Here is an 18,306-nt window from a genome sequence, read left to right on the forward strand (position 1 = left end):
ATGAGTCACATGGAAAAAGCGTTGCAGAGTGTTATAGATCTACATATCTTGATTGAAAATGTATTTACTGGCAAAGATACGCATGCATTAACCCCTTTATTAGCTAGCTTTGATGATGCTTTTGCAATGGTGACAATTAAGGGAGAACGTATTGGTTTAGAGCAAGTGAATGAGTTGTTTAGCCAAAATATAGGCACAAGACCTTCACTTACAATTACATTATCAGATATTAAACCAATTTTTGAGCGAGGTGAGTATTGCTGGATACAGTATCAAGAGTTGCATGAAACCCCTGAATCAAGGCTGTTACGAACTGCTACGGTTTGTATTAAGGTACTTGGGGAACATTGTTTTTGGGTATATTTGCATGAAACTCCTATAAATAAAAACTAACTTACTTATTAAAGCGTTAGCGTATTTTGGAACAGTAGGCTAACGTTTTTTCATCTTCATTATCATTTTTAATCGAATTTTCGACATATTGGCTGGGGATAACTAGGATATTCCTTTATACATTAAAATGTTGCTCACATGTGCGAGCGACTATGCTGCCATCATTATCACTATTTCCAACCCAGTTAAAGTCATCACGCTACTTAATCATGGCATCGTTTTCCCTTTATTAAAAGACTAAGATAATAAGAATTAGATAATCACAGTTTGTTTTATGAGCATTTTTAACTTGTCGTTAGAATAAAAATCACCTATTAAGCGTAATTTTGTTATTAATGTTTTTTATTGGCTGTTTACTCTTAAATAGTCTGTTCAGAATTACAGTGGTTTTTAAATAAAAGGTAATTACACTTAATAAGGGTTTTAATTAAAGGTAGCTGAAAAATTGCTATGATATAAAAATGAGAGTTATCTTATACGATAAAAAGTTTTGTACTGACGCTATTTGTCACTGAGTTTGATATTCTTTGTGTAATCAATATTAACCTAAATCATAGTTGGTGATAAAATGGATGACTATAAAAAAAATCAAGGAGTCAGATTAGCAACAATTATTCTCGAAGCATATCTTTATGGTGAAGTAGATAAGTATGAATTAGCCTCTCGTTTTAAAGTCAGCGAGCGGACGATTTATCGAGATTTGAATTCGCTAAACTTAATTTTAGAGCATAAAGGGAATTCAAAGTATGGTTTTTCGACAGTTGTCGAATATTATAAAATGATTTCTTTTTTTGGTATAGATAAGTATTTGCCTGATTTTAGTCAGTCTTTTTTGAAGAGTATTCCTGAGACTATTCAGAACAGAAGTGTTCTCATTAAATTTAATGGCATTGAGCATAAGATCAAGAGCTACTTAAAAACACATTATGAAAGAATTAGGTATGCAATTGATAATAAAAGAGAATGTCATATTTTGTATAAAAGCAAAAATCGGACAATATATCCATATAAGCTCATCTGTCACAATACGATTTGGTACTTGAATGCTATCGAAGAGGGTAAGCTTAAATCATTTTCACTAAATAGGATTGAATGGTTAGATGTCAGCAAAAAAACTTTTTTACCTGATAATAATATTGTCAATATGTTAATGGAGAGTAAAGACCCATGGACTAGCCATAATTATTTTCATGCTCGAGTATTGGTTTCAAAGTCGATAGCTGATTACTTCAAAAGAAGAGATGTTTTACCTAATCAGTGTATTGCTGATGAAAGTAGTGATACTCTAACAATTTCATGCTCTGCGATGAGTGAAAAGCAAATTTTACCTTTAATTCAATATTGGATCCCAAATATTAAAGTTTTAGAGCCGGAATGGTTAAAGATAAAGTTTGAACAAAACCTACGGGATTATATTAGTCAATTGTAACTAGTTATTTTCATTTTATTAAAACTGAGAGGATTGTATGGCAATACCATTTATTATTGCTGGTGCAGCTATTGCGGCCGCCGCGTTTGGTGGAAAGAAGGCTTATGACGGATACCAAACAAAATCAGAAGCTGACGATATTTTAGAGAGCTCTAAACGTCGTTATGATGAAAAAAAAGAAGTGCTAGAGTCAATAAATGTTAGCACGACAACGGAATTAGAAAAGTTAGGTACGCTTGAGTTAAAAATCGGTAAAAGTTTCAATAAATTTAACACTATCGCACAATCAATATTAAAGCAGCTTAATGAATCAGGACAGGATATTTCAATTTCGATTCCACGTCATGAAATCAATAAAATTGAAAACCTCGCTATTTCAGCGACAGAGTATCTTGGAACCTTAGTGGGAGCCGGTGCATCAAGTGCTGCTGCGGGGTTTGCTGTCTATGGTGGTGTTATGGCATTCGCGGCTGCATCTACAGGAACACCAATTGCAGCGCTTTCAGGTGCGGCTGCTTATAATGCGACAATGGCGGCTATCGGTGGCGGTTCTCTAGCTGCTGGTGGTTGGGGGATGGCAGGTGGAGCAATGGTGTTAGGTGGTGCTGTTGTTGCTCCTATCTTAGCGATTGCTGGTTGGGCTTATAATTCTCACGCTGAAAAAGCATTAGATAATGCCCAAAAAATTCGCTCTGAAGTTAATGGTGCCGTTGCAAAAATGACTTTAGCTTATGAAAATTTAACCAAAACCAAAGAGTACGTTGTCGCTATTTATCATGTTTTAGAAGCACAATTTACCGTGTTTAAACCATATCTATTAGCACTCATAGAAGCCGACAAAATGATTCAACGTAATAAAGCATTAGGTCAGGCTAACACCCATGGCATTACGGATGAGTTAAAGCTCACTATTAATAATGGTTATAAACTTGCAGCTATTATGACTAACCTAATTACGACACCATTATTTAAGCCGAAATTAAATCAAAATAATGAGGCTATTATTGTTGATGAGGTTATCGAGATTGAAACAGATAGCCATGGTCTGAAAATATTAAATCAGGAATGTTTAGATAAGCGATTAGATGAAACTAAGCGTTTTACGTTATCTTGATGGCATCATAAATCATAAGTAGCAGTACTTTCACTGCTACTTATAGGTAAGACATATGCAACAGACAAATTATAATTGGCAAAAAGAAGTGAATGATACGATTGTTCAAAGTTTAGTCACTTCCTTTGGTTTGGATTTTTTATTATTAAAAGATAAAAAAGGGGGGGATGTTGATACGGTGCATAATGTCAGAAATGATATTTGGGCAACCGAGAAAGAAAAAAATCGTTATCAGGATCGTGGTGAATATGATTCACATGCATACCACAGCCACGAGAATTACAAAGAGACAAACCGCAAAGGCAAACAAAAAAAGTTAGCGGGTGAGTTAACGGACTCCTATACAGGAGAAACGTTTAGCCAACATGATGTGACTAATCTTGATCATATTATTGCGGCTTATGAAGTGCATAATGACCCTGCACGTGTTCTTGCTGAAATTGACGGTGCGGATTTAGCTAACCGTGACTCAAATTTGACCTTTACGAATGAAACATTAAATAAGTCGAAAAAAGCCAAAAAAATGGCAGACTTTATTTCGAATCTAAAGTCACAGCAAACACTGCTTAAAGCAGAAATTAGTGCATTAGAAAGTAAAGGGCAACTAACCGATATTGAGTTAAAAAAACTCAAGACACTTAAGAATAAGCAGAAAGCCAATTTTGATGCCATGAAGGCTGTCGATGAAAAGGCCAGAAAACAGTATGATGCAGAAATTAGTAGCAAGTACTACAGTAGCAGTAAGTTTTTTGTGAATACGGCATCAGCGGCTATTAACACTGGGTTGAGAATGGGAGCAAGGCAAATGCTAGGGATTGTATTTGCAGAGCTTTGGTTTGAATTAAAAGATTCGATTCCTAAATTGATTGAACAGCATAAAACATACTTTAAATTTAAACTTTTCTTGGAGGATTTGAAAGGTGTTGTTACGAATATTTGGGAAAGATTAAAAGCTCGTTTTAAAGATTTTTGGACTGAGTTTAATAATGGGTTGTTTGGTGGGTTATTAGCCAGTGTTACAACCACCATGTTGAATATTTTCCTAACATCGACAAAAATGATAGGGAAGTTAATCCGAGAGTCTGCAAATAGCCTATTTTCTGCTGTGAAGCTGCTCTTTTTTAATCCAGAAAATTTAGCATTAGGGGATTTACTAAAATCAGCCATTAAAATTATATCGACCAGTATTTCTGTTGTACTCGGTTCAATGATAACAACATACTTGAATGGAATATTATCATTCCCATTCGGTAATGATGTTGCGCTATTCATTGGGGCTTTAGTCTCTGGTTTATTGACATTGGCGATGTGCTATTATTTAGAGCACAGTAATTTAATGCAAAAGATTTGGCGTTTTTTAAATAAATTCCGCAATAAATATGAGCTAACATTAAAGTACTACCGAGATGTTAATGCTGCTTTAGATAAATACCTAACAGAACTTGCTCAGCTTGAATTTAATTTTAATGTTGCTGAAATGCAGACGTTTACCCATGCATTGCAGGCGACAAATACAGAATATGAGCGAAAAATTATTCTTAATCAGGAAATTAAACGGAGCAATATTGCATTACCCTATGATGTAGATAGTGATGATTCATTCAGTGATTGGCTGGATTCATTATGATTTTAGAAACCGAGCTATTTCCTTGTGATAAATGTGGGGCATGCTGCCGCCATGTTGATCGCGCTAATGAAACTCAATTTCTTGATAGAGGCGATGGCATCTGTAAACATTATAATGAAACTAGCATGTTATGCACTATTTATGAAGAGCGCCCAGATATCTGCCGTGTCGATAAACAGTATTTGCTTCATTATCACGATCAATATACATGGCATGAATTTGTTGAAGTGAACAGAATTGCCTGTGAAATAATACTGGGCAGTGAATAATTTTGACTTATGCTATATCCGTTTACTAAGACCATTACTAAATCTTTTAGTGATGGTCTTATTTTATGAATTGATAAAGTAGGCTTGGTTTATCAACATCCCCCTATAACTTAGTTAATGATCCCTTTTCATTAAACCCACAGGCGTGATCTTATTGATCCCTAACATTAAATGATATTCAATCTCATTTATTATTGACCGTCGGTCGGTCGATAATTATGATAAAGGCATCATTTGATGGGAAGGTGAGAATAATGAAACGTCTTTTTTTGATCTCTGCCGTTTGTTTAGGCACGTTTATGGCGACATTAGATATCAGCATCGTCAATGTTGCATTACCTGCAATTCAACGGGATCTCAATGCTGATATGGGAATGCTCCAGTGGATCATTGATGCTTATGCGCTTTGTTTATCTGCATTGATTTTGTCTGTGGGGCCGATTAGTGATCGCTATGGGCGTAAAAAAGTGTGGCTAGCAGGGATCGCCATTTTTACACTTGGCTCTGCCCTTTGCGCGATAGCGACGACAACAAATATGCTGATTTGGGGAAGAGTGATCCAAGGCATTGCGGCAGCAGCACTGATCCCCGGTGCTTTATCTATTATTACCCAAGCATTTTTGAATGATATTGAGCGAGTGAAGATAATTGGGATCTGGTCTGCTGTGAGTGCATTGTCATTGATAATTGGTCCTATTTTAGGCGGGTTATTAGTTGAACTGTTTGATTGGCCAACGATCTTTTTAATTAATCTTCCTCTTGGAATAGTCACTTTGTTGTTGGGTTGGATAGGTATTGATGAAAGTGCAGATCCTGAGAAAGCCGCCTTTGATCCATTAGGCCAATGCTTGAGTATTGTTGCGCTTGCGGGTGTCACATATGGCTTAATTGAAGCAGGAGCGCAAGGGTGGGGAAGCGTTATGACGATAGGGGGATTAACTGTAGGTTTTCTCGCTTTGATCAGTTTTGTGATAGTCGAAATGAAAGTTGCAAAGCCTTTATTTCCCATCTTTTTGTTTAAAACTAATCAATACTTTTTTCAATATAACGTGGCCTCTTTTACGCTTGGTTTTGCGACCTACAGCAATGTATTTTTTATCGCCTTATTTCTACAAAAAGGGCAGGGCTGGGGAGCCTTTGAGGCTGGATTGCGTATGGCTCCTGAATTTGTTGCCATGGCACTATTTTCTTTCTCTTTCGGTCACTTGACTCGATTGACGAGTGTCAGAAATTTAATGATTTTAGGGTTTGTGCTTATTGCACTAACACCTACTGCGCTTGGTTTGGTGAATGCAGATACGGCTTATACGGTTATTGCTTTGCTTTTATTTGTGCTGGGGGCTGGGATGGGAATGGCGACACCGGCGATAGGAGCTTTGATTATGGGGAGTGTTGATAAAGCCTATTCAGGGGTTGCCTCCGCGGTGATGAATGCGTTACGGCAAACAGGCATGACATTGGGGATCGCACTATTAGGGACATTAATGACGCATCAAGCACTCAATCAATTACAGCATGATGAAATGTTAATGGCAACCGTACCTGCTCAAGAAGTCAGTTTACTTATTAATAATACTTCATCAGTTACCTTACCTTATGTTGCTCAAGCTGTTCGAGCGGCAATGACATCAGGGTTTAATGTGGCGATGATAGGTGGGGCGGGTGTTGTGGTTTTCACACTATGGTTGATTGTTAAACGTCGAAAAGTGAACGTTTAGTGTATTAATTAGGCGAATAAAAAAACACCTGCCGAAGCAGGTGTTTAAAGACTGAATTATTCGTCAAGGAAGCTACGTAGAACTTCTGAGCGGCTTGGATGACGCAATTTACGCAGTGCTTTTGCTTCGATCTGACGGATACGCTCACGGGTAACATCGAACTGTTTACCCACTTCTTCTAGCGTGTGGTCAGTGTTCATATCGATACCAAAACGCATACGCAGTACTTTTGCTTCACGTGCAGTCAAGCCAGCTAATACTTCATGAGTTGCCGAACGTAGACTTTCTGAAGTTGCTGAGTCTAATGGCAGTTCTAAAGTATTATCTTCAATGAAATCGCCGAGATGTGAATCTTCATCATCACCAATTGGCGTCTCCATAGAGATAGGCTCTTTAGCTATTTTCAGTACCTTACGGATCTTATCTTCCGGCATCATCATGCGTTCCGCTAACTCTTCTGGTGAAGGTTCACGGCCCATTTCCTGTAGCATCTGACGAGAGATACGGTTCAATTTATTGATGGTTTCAATCATGTGAACAGGAATACGGATGGTACGAGCCTGATCCGCGATAGAACGCGTAATTGCCTGACGGATCCACCAAGTTGCATAGGTCGAGAATTTATAACCACGGCGATATTCAAACTTATCAACCGCTTTCATCAGACCGATATTCCCTTCTTGGATCAAGTCAAGGAACTGCAAACCACGGTTGGTATATTTTTTCGCGATCGAAATAACCAGACGCAAGTTCGCTTCAACCATCTCTTTTTTCGCACGGCGAGCTTTGGCTTCACCAATAGACATGCGACGGTTGATATCTTTCACCTGCTCAATAGTCAGGCCTGTTTCTTCTTCAATTTGACGTAATCTTTGCAGACAACGCAAAATCTCTTCTTCAACTTCAACCAGCTTTTCACACCAAGGCTTGTTCATCGCTTTGGCGGCTGTTAGCCAAGTTTCACTGGTTTCATTACCGCTAAATAGCGTGATGAAGTTTTTCTTAGGCATTTTGCACTGTTCAACACACAGTTTCATGATGGTACGCTCTTGAAGGCGAACGCGATCCATCATTTCACGCATGTTATTGACCAGATAGTCAAATTGTTTTGGCACTAAGCGGAACTGTTTGAAGACTTCAGAAAGCTCTTCAATCGCTTGTGCGGTTTGTGCATTGTTACGACCAAATTGCTTAATGTGCTGACGTGTTTTTTCGTATTGCGCGCGCAATTCGCTGAATTTTTCACGGGCTAGTTCAGGATCGATGCTGTTATCATCATCGCTATCGCTGTCATCGCCGTCTTCATCATCTTCGTCTTCATCGTCGTCTTTATCTAACTCTTCTTGTGGAAGTTCAGAGCCAACGTGTGTTGCAGTTGGTGCGAGATCTTCCTCAGCGTTAGGGTCGACGAAACCGGTGATCAGGTCGGATAAACGGCTTTCGCCTGCCTCGACGTGATCATACTGTTCAAGGAGATAAGTGATGGCTTCAGGGTACTCTGCAACAGAGCATTGAACTTGGTTTATGCCATCTTCAATACGTTTTGCGATGTCGATCTCACCCTCACGGGTTAAGAGTTCGACTGTTCCCATTTCACGCATATACATGCGCACAGGGTCTGTAGTACGACCAATTTCACTTTCAACACTGGATAGAACTTGTGCTGCAGCTTCTGCCGCATCTTCATCCGTGTCGGATGTGGTTTCAGCCAGTATCAAATCATCGGCGTCAGGTGCTTCTTCCATGACCTGGATGCCCATGTCATTAATCATCTGGATGATATCTTCAATCTGATCTGAATCGACGATATCTTCCGGCAGATGGTCGTTGACCTCAGCATAGGTTAAGTAACCTTGCTCTTTACCCTTGGTTACGAGTAGCTTAAGCTGCGACTGCGGGTTTTGCTCCATAAGACGGTATCCACACTTCTGAGTATTTAGATTGGTGTCGGTCGGCGAAACAATCGGCCAACAAGAACATTCAAAGGGGATTTTTATTATTACGCTACGCCCCTTTAAAATCGTAGCATTTTACAGGCATTTGCCTTTAGTAAATCGGCACTTAAGCCGTTTGGTATTCAGTTATGTCTTCACACGTGAAAGCGTGATTAGGCGGACTTCTGCGCGCTCTTCTGGGGTCAGCCCTTCAGTTCGTTCTTTGGCTATCAAGTAGTCAAAACGCTCGTCAAGCGCGCTATTAAATAGATGGTTTAAAGCATCTTTAAATGTCTTTTCCGCTATCTCCTCTATTTCTATATCGTTCCAAGTTGCCAGTTTTTCAAGTTGACTCGCGAATTTATTGTCACGATACAGCTCAAGCAACTGCCCAGTCGTCATACCAGGGGTGGAACGGCAAACATCAACCAATTCCTGAAATAGAGAAAGCCCCGGCATTTGGATATGGGCTATCCCCTCTAGCGAGGGAACGAATTCCGAAAAACTCGGATTCTGTACCAACAACGCGATTAAAATACGCATTGTGGTTGGTTTTAATTTCGGTGCTTGGTAATTTACCGGTTCTGCATTCTCTCTATCAATCATAGCAAGAACCTGAGAAATATCCGGTATACCAATAAAATTTCCTAGCTCTTGAGCCATATATAGGCGCAATGTTTCACCAGGTATTTGTTTTATCAAAGGGATGGCGAGCTTACTAAATTTTGCTCGTCCTTCCTGTGTTTTTAAGTCAACTTGTGGCACGAGTGAATCAAATAGAAATGACGATAATGTTTGTGCGTCATTCATTCGTAATTCAAATGCTTCTTTACCTTCTTTGCGAACTAAAGAATCAGGGTCTTCGCCATCAGGTAAAAACATAAACCGTAATTGACGACCGTCGGTCAAATAGGGCAATGCATTTTCAAGGGCTCGCCAAGCTGCCTCTCTCCCAGCACGGTCGCCGTCATAACAGCAAATAACCGTATCTGTTGAACGATAGAGCAACTGAATATGTTCAGAGGTTGTTGAGGTTCCAAGTGAGGCAACCGCATAACGGATACCGTATTGTGCCAATGCAACAACGTCCATATAGCCTTCAACAACCAGTAATTTATCAAGTTCACTGTTGTGTTGCGTTGCTTCATAGAGGCCAAATAGCTGCCGGCCTTTATGGAAAATATCGGTTTCCGGTGAGTTTAGGTATTTCGGTAATGCGTCACCTAAAACACGCCCACCAAAAGCGATAACACGCCCACGACGATCTCGAATGGGGAACATTACCCGTTCCCTAAAACGGTCATAGGTACGGCCACTATCATTCGTCACTAACATACCTGCATCATCAAGCTGTTTGCGACTTTCTGGGTTTACGGCAAATTTTTTGAGCAGGTTGTCCCATCCGACAGGGGCAAAACCTATCGAGAAATGCTCAATAACGTCAGCCGATAAACCACGTTGGCTTAAATAATCTTTGGCTTTACTTGCCGATGGATGATTTAAGGCAGCGTGGTAAAAATGGTTTATTTTCTCCATCAACTGATACAGATTTTGCCGTTGATGAAGTTCAATTTGGCTTGTGCCAGTTCCCGTTTCATAAGGAACATCAAGGCCATGTAAGGCGGATAATTCTTCGATGGCTTCAACAAAATCGAGTTTGTCGTAATTCATCAAGAAATCGATCGCATTACCATGTGCACCACAGCCAAAGCAGTAATAAAACTGCCTTTCACTGTTCACCGTGAAAGATGGTGTTTTTTCGTTATGGAACGGACAGCACGCGTGATGATTTTTACCCTGTTTCTTTAACGGGACTTTTGCATCGACTAAATCGATGATGTCGGTTCTCGCTAACAAATCATTGATAAATGAACGCGGGATTCGTCCAGCCATAAGCCTCTTTTCGCCTGTTGATGAACGATAATAAGCCGCGCTTCCCTCAGGAAAGCACGGCCTTTAACTGCTTACTAATACTGCCTGTGATGATTGCGGTGGTTACCGCGACCAATTAGTACAGGCGAGTACGGCGTGCGTTTTCGCGAGCCAGTTTCTTAGCGTGACGCTTAACAGCAGATGCTTTAGCGCGTTTACGCTCAGTCGTTGGTTTTTCATAGAATTCACGACGACGAACTTCAGCTAAGACTCCTGCTTTTTCGCAGGAACGTTTGAAACGACGTAATGCAACGTCGAATGGCTCGTTTTCACGTACTTTAATTACCGGCATGTGCCTCTCACCTCAATAGAAATCGGGTTGTTGCTGGCTTTATTCCACCAGCCGTCATTTAAAATGGTGCGGAATTTTACTTCAATGAGTACGGGTTTGTAAAGTGCCGTATAAAATTGAAACACACAAGATTACCATTTCGTTGTTTTTTTGATGAAAAAAACAGCGAGTTTAGGTAATAATGAAAATTAGCCACACGAAATTTATTACAGGGCACTGATTATAGACTATACAACAGGAAAAGTCAGCCTTTTGGCATCATAAATTATACGATAGCCTGAATTTAATGATAGACTTTGGCTCATGCAACAAACAAGGGTAGTGCAATGCGCGTTTTAGGTATCGAAACATCCTGCGATGAAACCGGGATCGCAATCTACGATGATAAGGCCGGTCTATTAGCTAATCAATTATATAGCCAAATAAAAGTTCATGCTGACTACGGTGGCGTGGTTCCTGAATTGGCCTCTCGCGATCATATTCGCAAAACGGTTCCACTCATTCAGGCCGCGCTTAAACAAGCCAATCTTACGAGTGCCGATATTGATGCGGTCGCTTATACAGCGGGGCCGGGGCTTGTAGGCGCTTTAATGGTTGGTGCCACCGTGGGACGTTCGCTAGCCTTTGCATGGGGCGTTCCTGCTGTTGCTGTTCATCATATGGAAGGGCACTTACTAGCACCGATGCTGGAGGAAAAAAGCCCTGAGTTTCCATTCGTTGCTTTATTAGTGTCAGGGGGGCATACCCAGCTAATTAGTGTGACTGGTATTGGTGAATATGAATTACTCGGTGAGTCTATTGATGATGCCGCGGGTGAAGCATTTGATAAAACAGCAAAACTACTCGGGTTAGATTATCCGGGGGGGCCAGTGTTATCGCGTATGGCACAACAAGGCACAGAAGGTCGTTTTGTTTTCCCTCGACCAATGACCGACCGACCAGGGCTTGATTTTAGCTTTTCAGGGCTGAAAACCTTTGCCGCTAATACCATTCGGGAAAATGCGGATGATGAGCAAACTCGCGCAGATATTGCACGCGCTTTCGAAGATGCCGTAGTGGATACATTAGCCATAAAATGCAAGCGTGCACTTGAACAAACCGGTTTTAAACGCCTAGTTATGGCGGGGGGAGTGAGTGCCAATCGTACACTACGCGCTAAAATGGAAGAGGTGCTAAAGCAGCGTGGGGGGGAGGTGTTTTATGCACGCCCAGAGTTCTGTACTGATAATGGTGCGATGATTGCATTAGCGGGGCTGATCCGCTTAAAAGGCGGCGCGACAACAGGCTTAGGCGTTACAGTGCGCCCGCGTTGGCCATTAGCGGAGCTTCCACCATTAGTCGAAACTCGCGAATAGTATCGAAAGTGTGATTAGCGCGGCGGCCCATTTATTGTCAATTGAGTCGCCGCTAATTTATTGTCTCCCGATATCTCGTTTTCTTTTTTAGATCCAGAAACGGTGATTAGTGCAAAATAGTTATCGCATCATCCAATCTTATCGCATGTTTTTTGACGACCTCAGAGGCATTAGCACTTTGCTCGACTAACACGGTATTTTTCTGGGCGATGGATTCGAGTTCAAAGACGGCCTGTGTGATTTCAGTGAGTCCGGCTGCTTGTTCGGAAGTTGCGTTGCTGATATGGCTGATCAGTTGGGTGACATCCTGTACTTGCTTGACCACTTCTTGCAATGTATCTCCCGTGGTGTGTACGTGCAATTTGCCTGAATGTACTTTGTTTTCACAGTCATCAATAAGGTCACGAATATCGTTTACGGCGCTCGCACTTCGGCTGGCAAGGCTACGCACTTCATCTGCAACAACCGCAAAACCTTTTCCTTGCTCTCCTGCTCGAGCTGCTTCAACAGCGGCATTAAGGGCCAATATATTGGTTTGAAAAGCGATCGTTTTAATCACATCGGTAATAGCGTTGATTTTATTCGTACTGTGAACAATTTCATCCATGGTTTGGACAACATTTTTCATGGCTTCCGCTGCATGAATTGCGGTTTCGCTTGTCTGACCAGAGAGTTTATCCGCCTGTATCGTATTATCTGCGTTCATTTGTACGGACACTGACATTTGATTCATCGCCGCTACCGTTTGTTGCACATAGCCCACTGTTTTTTGGGTATGCTGTTCTAGTTCATCACAATCGTTAACTAATAGTTCACTTTCGTTGTGCACATTACTGATTTGGTAAGACACGTCGTTGGTTAACCACCGGCACACTAATCCGAGTTGACCAATAGATCGTAATATCATCCCAATTTCATCAACACGATGAAGATGGCTGATACTGTGGCGCTCGCCTCTTGCCACATCAAGGGCTTGTCTAGCAACATTTTCGATAGGCTTCGCCACCATACGTTCAAGTAAAACGTTGCTAGCGGATAAGGTGATTAAGGTGAGAACGGTTGCGTGAAGAAAAGACAAGCCTTGTAGGCCCGAGAGTGCAGCAACGCTTATCCAACCCGTAAATAACAGGATCATCAGTAATCGAATACGCCAACGTATCGACAGCGCAGGGTATTGTCCAAACCAGTGCTTTGCTAACACGAGGCCTTTATGTAATTTATGAGGGGGGCGCCCTTGGTTTAATGCCCGATAGAGCGGCTCAGCACTGGCGATTTCTTCTCGTGAGGCTTTTGTTCGAATCGACATATAACCCGTGATAACACCTTCTCTCATCATTGGGCAAATATTGGCTCTAACCCAATAGTGATCACCGTTTTTACGGCGATTTTTTACAATACCAGTCCATGGCTCCCCCTTTTTTAAGGTACTCCACATGTCCGCAAAGGCTGCTTTAGGCATATCAGGGTGGCGAATGATGTTATGAGGTTGGTTCATCAGTTCCAAGAGTGAATAACCACTTACTTTAATAAAGTCATCGTTTGCGTGAGTGATATTGCCATCTAAATCACTCGTGGTCATCAGTGTGGTATCGTCTTCTAATTGATATTCGTTTTGTGTAATAAAGGGAATGCTCGTCATAAATACACCATTATAATTGTTGAGTTTCTCAATGGTATATTTCGACTTATTTCAAATTATCATTAGGCATTATTTATAATAATTTGATGTTTATCTGATTTTTACCCGCAATATCACTTAAGTTTGGTACAGAGTTTGGATAGGAGTAGGTCAATTATGTTGAAAGCATAAAAAAGGCTGTTATGACAGCCTCTTAATATTAATCTTCTTGTTCCTGCTCTTTTGCTTCTTGAGCGATTTCTTTCGGGGTTTTTTGTTTCTTATTTTTGAGCTTTTGCCAAATACGGCTTTCTTGCCCGCGCCATAAACGTTGAATATTACCATGATGGCGCACTAAGACGAGGCAGGAGAGCATCGCCACAGGGAAGGTGAACTCGGGCTTAAACCACCAAACATAGAATGGGGCAAGTAGTGCACCGATAATGGCACCTAATGAAGAGTAGCCGCTAAGAAGTACCGTGAGTAACCAAGTGCCCGCAATTAAGCCAGAAAGATCCCAGCCGATAGCGGCGATAGAGCCAAATGCCGTTGCGACACCTTTCCCGCCTTTAAAACGGAAGAAAACGGGGTAAATATGTCCCAGACAAGCTGCAATCGCGACAAAGCCAAGATAGAATGGAGGAACTTTTAGATAATAAGCCAACCAAACCGGGAGCATCCCCTTTAGGACGTCACAAATGAGCACTGCGGCTGCGGCTAATTTACCGCCGACGCGCAAGACGTTGGTTGCTCCAGGGTTACCTGAGCCGTGTTGACGAGGGTCGGGCAATCTTGCCAATCGGCAGATCAGTATAGCACTTGAAACTGAGCCACAAAGGTAGGCAAAGATTATCATGCCAAGCGCGGTTGCACTCATAGCAAACTCCAAAACAGTTGGGGTATATATACACAATTTATTTCACTCATTGGATAATACGCATATTTTCCATGAAGTGGTATCAATTCAGCACATAAACGAGAAAATGACGTGATGGATATCGTATTTATTGAACAATTATCAGTCATCACCACCATTGGTGTATATGACTGGGAACAAAAAATTGAGCAGAAACTCGTGCTCGATATCGAAATGGGATGGGATAACAAACGAGCATCAAGGAGCGATAATGTCACCGATTGTCTCGATTACGCGCAAATTAGCCAAGCCATTATGGATCATGTCAGTAAAAACAAATTTGGCTTAGTAGAGCGTGTCGCGGAAGAAGTCGCTCAACTTCTATTAGGTCATTTTTGTTGCCCTTGGGTACGCATTAAAGTTGCTAAGCCAGGCGCAGTTGTGCGGGCGAAAAGTGTGGGTGTTATTATTGAAAGAGGCACTAGACCCGCTTAAAACTGAAAAGAAAGATAGGGCGGTGTATCGCCGCCAACTATCGGTTAGGCATTAATAGGTAACAGTGTTTGCTGTTGCCGCCACTGTTCAATCTGTTCAATGCGTTGGCGAGTCAGCTCTTCTCGGATTTTGGGACCTTGAAACCCTTGCTCAACAATAGGCTTAACGCTAACCGTTTGGGCAACATGAAAAGCTTGGCGAAAAAACTCCGCTTGTGGATACGCTTGCTGTTCAAAGCCAGCGCGACCACGCGCATCAGCTTCACTAATCACCCCCAATTGGGCTATTCGCTCAGGTTTACGCCAACTGTCTAATCCATCAAATAATTGAACCAGCTCTTGGGCTGTTAATCGATTTATGACATGAATTTTATCATGGAAACGAGCGGTTAGGCGTGCAAGCTCCCTCGCGCTATTAGGAATTTTTAAGCGATCACACAAGTTATCGATTAGGGCAACACCAGCTTCGCCATGATGAGGATGGCTAGGCCAGATAGTTTTGGGAGTGAGTGCCTTACCGACATCGTGGCACAGTGCAGAGAAGCGAATATCAACATCAGTGGAAAGTTGGGCGGCCATACGTAACACCATTAGGGTGTGTATCCCCGTATCAATTTCTGGGTGCCATTTGGCAGGAGCTGGCACGCCAAACAAATTATCGATTTCGGGAAATAGCACGGCAAGGGCCCCACATTGACGGAGTACCTCAAAGTAGACCTGCGGTGATTTGGACTTCAAGGCTTTTTCGGTTTCTGCCCAAACACGTTCAGCGGTTAGATGAGTAAGTTCACCAGATGCCGTCATGGTTTGCATTAACGATAGGGTTTCGGGGGCAATATGAAAACCTTGTTCAGCGTAACGAGCGGCAAAACGCGCTACGCGTAAAACGCGTAGTGGATCCTCAGCAAATGCCTCAGACACATGACGTAAGACTCTCGCCTTTAAGTCATCGACCCCATTATAGGGATCGGTCAACTGTCCTTGGTCATCTTTAGCGATGGCATTGATAGTGAGATCACGGCGTAGAAGATCATCTTCAATGGTCACGTCTGGGGCGGAATAGCAACTGAATCCAGTATACCCTGCGCCTGTTTTGCGCTCAGTTCTTGCTAGAGCGTACTCTTCATGGGTTTGAGGGTGAAGAAATACCGGGAAGTCTTTCCCCACTTGCTGGAAACCTTGGGCCAACATCGTTTCAGGTGTTGACCCTACCACCACATAGTCTCTATCTGAGACCGGAAGGCCAAGCAGTTCATCTCGTACCGCTCCACCGACCAGATATACTTTCATCATTAATTTTTAGCTCATCCAACGATCATTACGTTTTTTACGGCGCGGAATAATATGCGGCAGGATCAAACCAAAAATAAGCCCAGCCCCCGCAACGCCACCACCATACATAAACCATTGTAATATGAGTTCACGACGACGGTCATCAAGGTTAACTTCCGCAATTTCTAATTTCTTGCCAGACTTAATAAGCTCATTTTTCAATTTTTCATTTTCGGCTTTCAATTGGTTGACGATTTTATCGTTATCGGCAACACGCTGTTGCATATCCGCCGTGCGTGTATTCCACGTATTATCAATATTTTCGAGTTGCTGACGTAATTTTTGATTTTCGGCTTCTAACTCAGGAATACGTATTTTCATACTCGGTGTGTCACTGAGTTGGTTTTCTGGAAGCCATACTGTACGCCCACGTTCGTCTTTGACTTGAGCGAAATTACCATCCGTTGAGATAAGCTCAACACTTTCACCCGCATTGAGTGTGCCAACAATCCGATATTTTGTTCCTGGCCCACTATGCACATAAGTTGATAAGTCATCAGAAATATAACGTTTTTCAGCGGCAACGGTGCTGACTGATAGGCTTAGCCCCATGATTGAAAGGAGTAATAATGGTATTTTTCGCATAGTATTTACTTTCTATTATTTATGGTGAATGAATGCGGCATATGTGTAGACATACTCTAGATCATTCGAGTTGCGGCTAGACGGTGAGTGAGCGAAATAGATAGCGATGCCATTCGCGCGGATGACTTAGTCAACAAAAACTCAGCGTGTTGCGACAACTTGAAGTACGACGAGTACAAATACTAAAGAGTTAAGTGTGCGTGTGCAAATGTAAAACCAGAATGGGAACTATCCTAACTCACTATATAGCGTATAATTCCTTGCATTTCTTGACATAAACACCTGAAATAAATTGAGAGCATAGAATTTTTGGTTTCTTTGCGCTTTGTTTTCTCACTCGGCGCTGATTGGGGTAATATAATTGCAGAGAAATTATCAATTAAGGAAATGTATGAGCCACCTAGAAGTTGAACTGAAATTGGCTGCTCAAACCACGGCAATTGAGCCAGTACGCCAATTTTTATCGACACTTTCCCACCAACATACTGAACCAAAGAAACTGACTAATATCTATTTCGATACTGAAACACGCCAACTGCGTCAATGGGATATGGGATTGCGTATTCGCGGTTGTGATGGTCGTTATGAAATGACCATTAAAACGGCAGGACAAGTGATTGGCGGATTGCATCAACGTCCTGAATATAATGTTGATATTGATGCACCAGAGCTCAATTTACCCGCTTTTCCCGTCGAAATTTGGCCAGAAGGCACCGATGTCCAGCAATTACAGTCACAATTACAGATCCTTTTTAGTACTAATTTTACCCGTGAAAAATGGCTAGTGACATTTGAAGACAGTGAAATCGAAATTGTTTTCGATCAGGGGGAAATTTCTGCTGGCTCCCGAGATCTTCCTATTCAAGAATTTGAATTAGAACTTAAAAAAGGTTTCGTTGCAGATGTACTGAATTTAGCGAAAAAGCTAGCCGACATTGATGGTTTGCGCCTCTCTTCCACCAGTAAAGCTGCAAGAGGCTATTCATTGATGCAAACAGAGCGCGCGCCATTGCAACAGCCAGAAACGGTGTTTGATTATGAGCAACAGCCCATAGAACAAGCATTGATGCATATGCAGCAGCTAAGCCAACAGCATGAAGCCTATTGGCTAGCCGATGAGGCGGGTGCCCGTGAAGGGCTTGATGTCTTTTTACGCTTTGTCCAAGCGTTTTTGGTGCATTATCGCAACTCTGCCCCCCAGTTTGTGCAGGATATTCCTTTAGAGCAGCTTCGCGCGGATCTTGCCGATGATAAACTGAGTGCAGAAACCTTTTGCTACAGCAGCCGCTGGTTAAAATGTAAATTGGCCTTCACGCAGTGGTTAATTGCCTTGAAATATACTGATATTCATTAAGGTG

At 41.8% G+C, this 18,306-nt stretch carries 16 protein-coding genes; 9 read left to right on the plus strand and 7 right to left on the minus strand.

Annotated features, from left to right (window positions below; all coding sequences use genetic code 11):
* The 6 genes from PR709_RS15785 to PR709_RS15810 all read left to right on the plus strand — a co-directional run bounded on the left by PR709_RS15785 (position 1) and on the right by PR709_RS15810 (position 6,550).
* Positions 1-393 (plus strand): hypothetical protein, encoded by a 393-nt coding sequence (locus PR709_RS15785; RefSeq protein ID WP_181710236.1) that lies wholly within the window; start codon positions 1-3, stop codon positions 391-393.
* 568 nt (positions 394-961) lie between these two features.
* Entirely contained in the window at positions 962-1,822 is an 861-nt protein-coding gene (locus PR709_RS15790; protein WP_004925210.1) for a helix-turn-helix transcriptional regulator, read from the plus strand.
* 37 nt (positions 1,823-1,859) lie between these two features.
* Complete coding sequence (locus PR709_RS15795) at positions 1,860-2,936, plus strand: hypothetical protein (protein WP_004925206.1); 1,077 nt, start codon at positions 1,860-1,862, stop codon at positions 2,934-2,936.
* Between the two features lie 55 nt (positions 2,937-2,991).
* Positions 2,992-4,563 carry an ATP--cob(I)alamin adenosyltransferase gene (locus tag PR709_RS15800; RefSeq protein ID WP_004925204.1) on the plus strand — a complete coding sequence of 524 codons (1,572 nt, stop codon included), beginning with the start codon at positions 2,992-2,994 and terminating at the stop codon, positions 4,561-4,563.
* Positions 4,560-4,832 (plus strand): YkgJ family cysteine cluster protein, encoded by a 273-nt coding sequence (locus PR709_RS15805; protein WP_004925202.1) that lies wholly within the window; start codon positions 4,560-4,562, stop codon positions 4,830-4,832. Before PR709_RS15800 ends, PR709_RS15805 begins: the two co-directional genes overlap by 4 nt.
* A 254-nt stretch (positions 4,833-5,086) precedes the next feature.
* Positions 5,087-6,550 (plus strand): MFS transporter, encoded by a 1,464-nt coding sequence (locus PR709_RS15810; protein ID WP_272570993.1) that lies wholly within the window; start codon positions 5,087-5,089, stop codon positions 6,548-6,550.
* Positions 6,551-6,606: 56 nt separating this feature from the next.
* Here PR709_RS15810 and rpoD read toward each other — a convergent pair whose 3' ends face one another.
* The 3 genes from rpoD to rpsU form a co-directional block, all read right to left on the minus strand.
* The gene (gene rpoD, locus PR709_RS15815; RefSeq protein ID WP_120752680.1) at positions 6,607-8,514 is read right to left on the minus strand and encodes an RNA polymerase sigma factor RpoD; all 1,908 of its coding nucleotides are present in this window, start codon (positions 8,512-8,514) and stop codon (positions 6,607-6,609) included.
* A gap of 117 nt (positions 8,515-8,631) precedes the next feature.
* Positions 8,632-10,377, minus strand: coding sequence for a DNA primase (dnaG, locus tag PR709_RS15820; RefSeq protein ID WP_004925191.1), 1,746 nt, complete (start codon positions 10,375-10,377; stop codon positions 8,632-8,634).
* Between the two features lie 115 nt (positions 10,378-10,492).
* Entirely contained in the window at positions 10,493-10,708 is a 216-nt protein-coding gene (gene rpsU / locus PR709_RS15825) for a 30S ribosomal protein S21 (RefSeq protein ID WP_001144069.1), read from the minus strand.
* A 326-nt stretch (positions 10,709-11,034) separates the two neighbouring features.
* On the opposite strand from rpsU, the gene tsaD reads away from it, so the two are divergent.
* Complete coding sequence (tsaD, locus tag PR709_RS15830) at positions 11,035-12,063, plus strand: tRNA (adenosine(37)-N6)-threonylcarbamoyltransferase complex transferase subunit TsaD (RefSeq protein ID WP_004925183.1); 1,029 nt, start codon at positions 11,035-11,037, stop codon at positions 12,061-12,063.
* A 106-nt stretch (positions 12,064-12,169) separates the two neighbouring features.
* Here the strand turns inward: tsaD and PR709_RS15835 are convergent, their stop codons facing one another.
* Both PR709_RS15835 and plsY read right to left on the minus strand, forming a co-directional pair.
* Entirely contained in the window at positions 12,170-13,702 is a 1,533-nt protein-coding gene (locus tag PR709_RS15835; RefSeq protein WP_004925180.1) for a methyl-accepting chemotaxis protein, read from the minus strand.
* A 199-nt stretch (positions 13,703-13,901) separates the two neighbouring features.
* Positions 13,902-14,558: a glycerol-3-phosphate 1-O-acyltransferase PlsY gene (plsY, locus tag PR709_RS15840; RefSeq protein ID WP_004925177.1), complete on the minus strand. Its 657-nt coding sequence runs from the start codon at positions 14,556-14,558 to the stop codon at positions 13,902-13,904.
* Between the two features lie 114 nt (positions 14,559-14,672).
* Between plsY and folB the strand changes: the two genes are divergently transcribed.
* Positions 14,673-15,032, plus strand: a complete 360-nt coding sequence (gene folB / locus PR709_RS15845) for a bifunctional dihydroneopterin aldolase/7,8-dihydroneopterin epimerase (protein ID WP_004925173.1) — start codon at positions 14,673-14,675, stop codon at positions 15,030-15,032.
* A 44-nt stretch (positions 15,033-15,076) separates the two neighbouring features.
* Here folB and PR709_RS15850 read toward each other — a convergent pair whose 3' ends face one another.
* Both PR709_RS15850 and PR709_RS15855 read right to left on the minus strand, forming a co-directional pair.
* A complete protein-coding gene (locus PR709_RS15850; protein WP_014657631.1) occupies positions 15,077-16,321 on the minus strand; it encodes a multifunctional CCA addition/repair protein in 1,245 nt (414 codons plus the stop codon).
* Positions 16,322-16,330: 9 nt separating this feature from the next.
* The gene (locus tag PR709_RS15855) at positions 16,331-16,948 is read right to left on the minus strand and encodes a TIGR04211 family SH3 domain-containing protein (RefSeq protein ID WP_014657632.1); all 618 of its coding nucleotides are present in this window, start codon (positions 16,946-16,948) and stop codon (positions 16,331-16,333) included.
* A 391-nt stretch (positions 16,949-17,339) separates the two neighbouring features.
* On the opposite strand from PR709_RS15855, the gene PR709_RS15860 reads away from it, so the two are divergent.
* Positions 17,340-18,302: a CYTH domain-containing protein gene (locus PR709_RS15860; protein ID WP_004925160.1), complete on the plus strand. Its 963-nt coding sequence runs from the start codon at positions 17,340-17,342 to the stop codon at positions 18,300-18,302.
* The last annotated feature ends 4 nt before the right edge of the window (positions 18,303-18,306 follow it).

The organism is Providencia sp. PROV267 (assembly GCF_028477825.1).
Taxonomy (GTDB): domain Bacteria; phylum Pseudomonadota; class Gammaproteobacteria; order Enterobacterales; family Enterobacteriaceae; genus Providencia; species Providencia stuartii.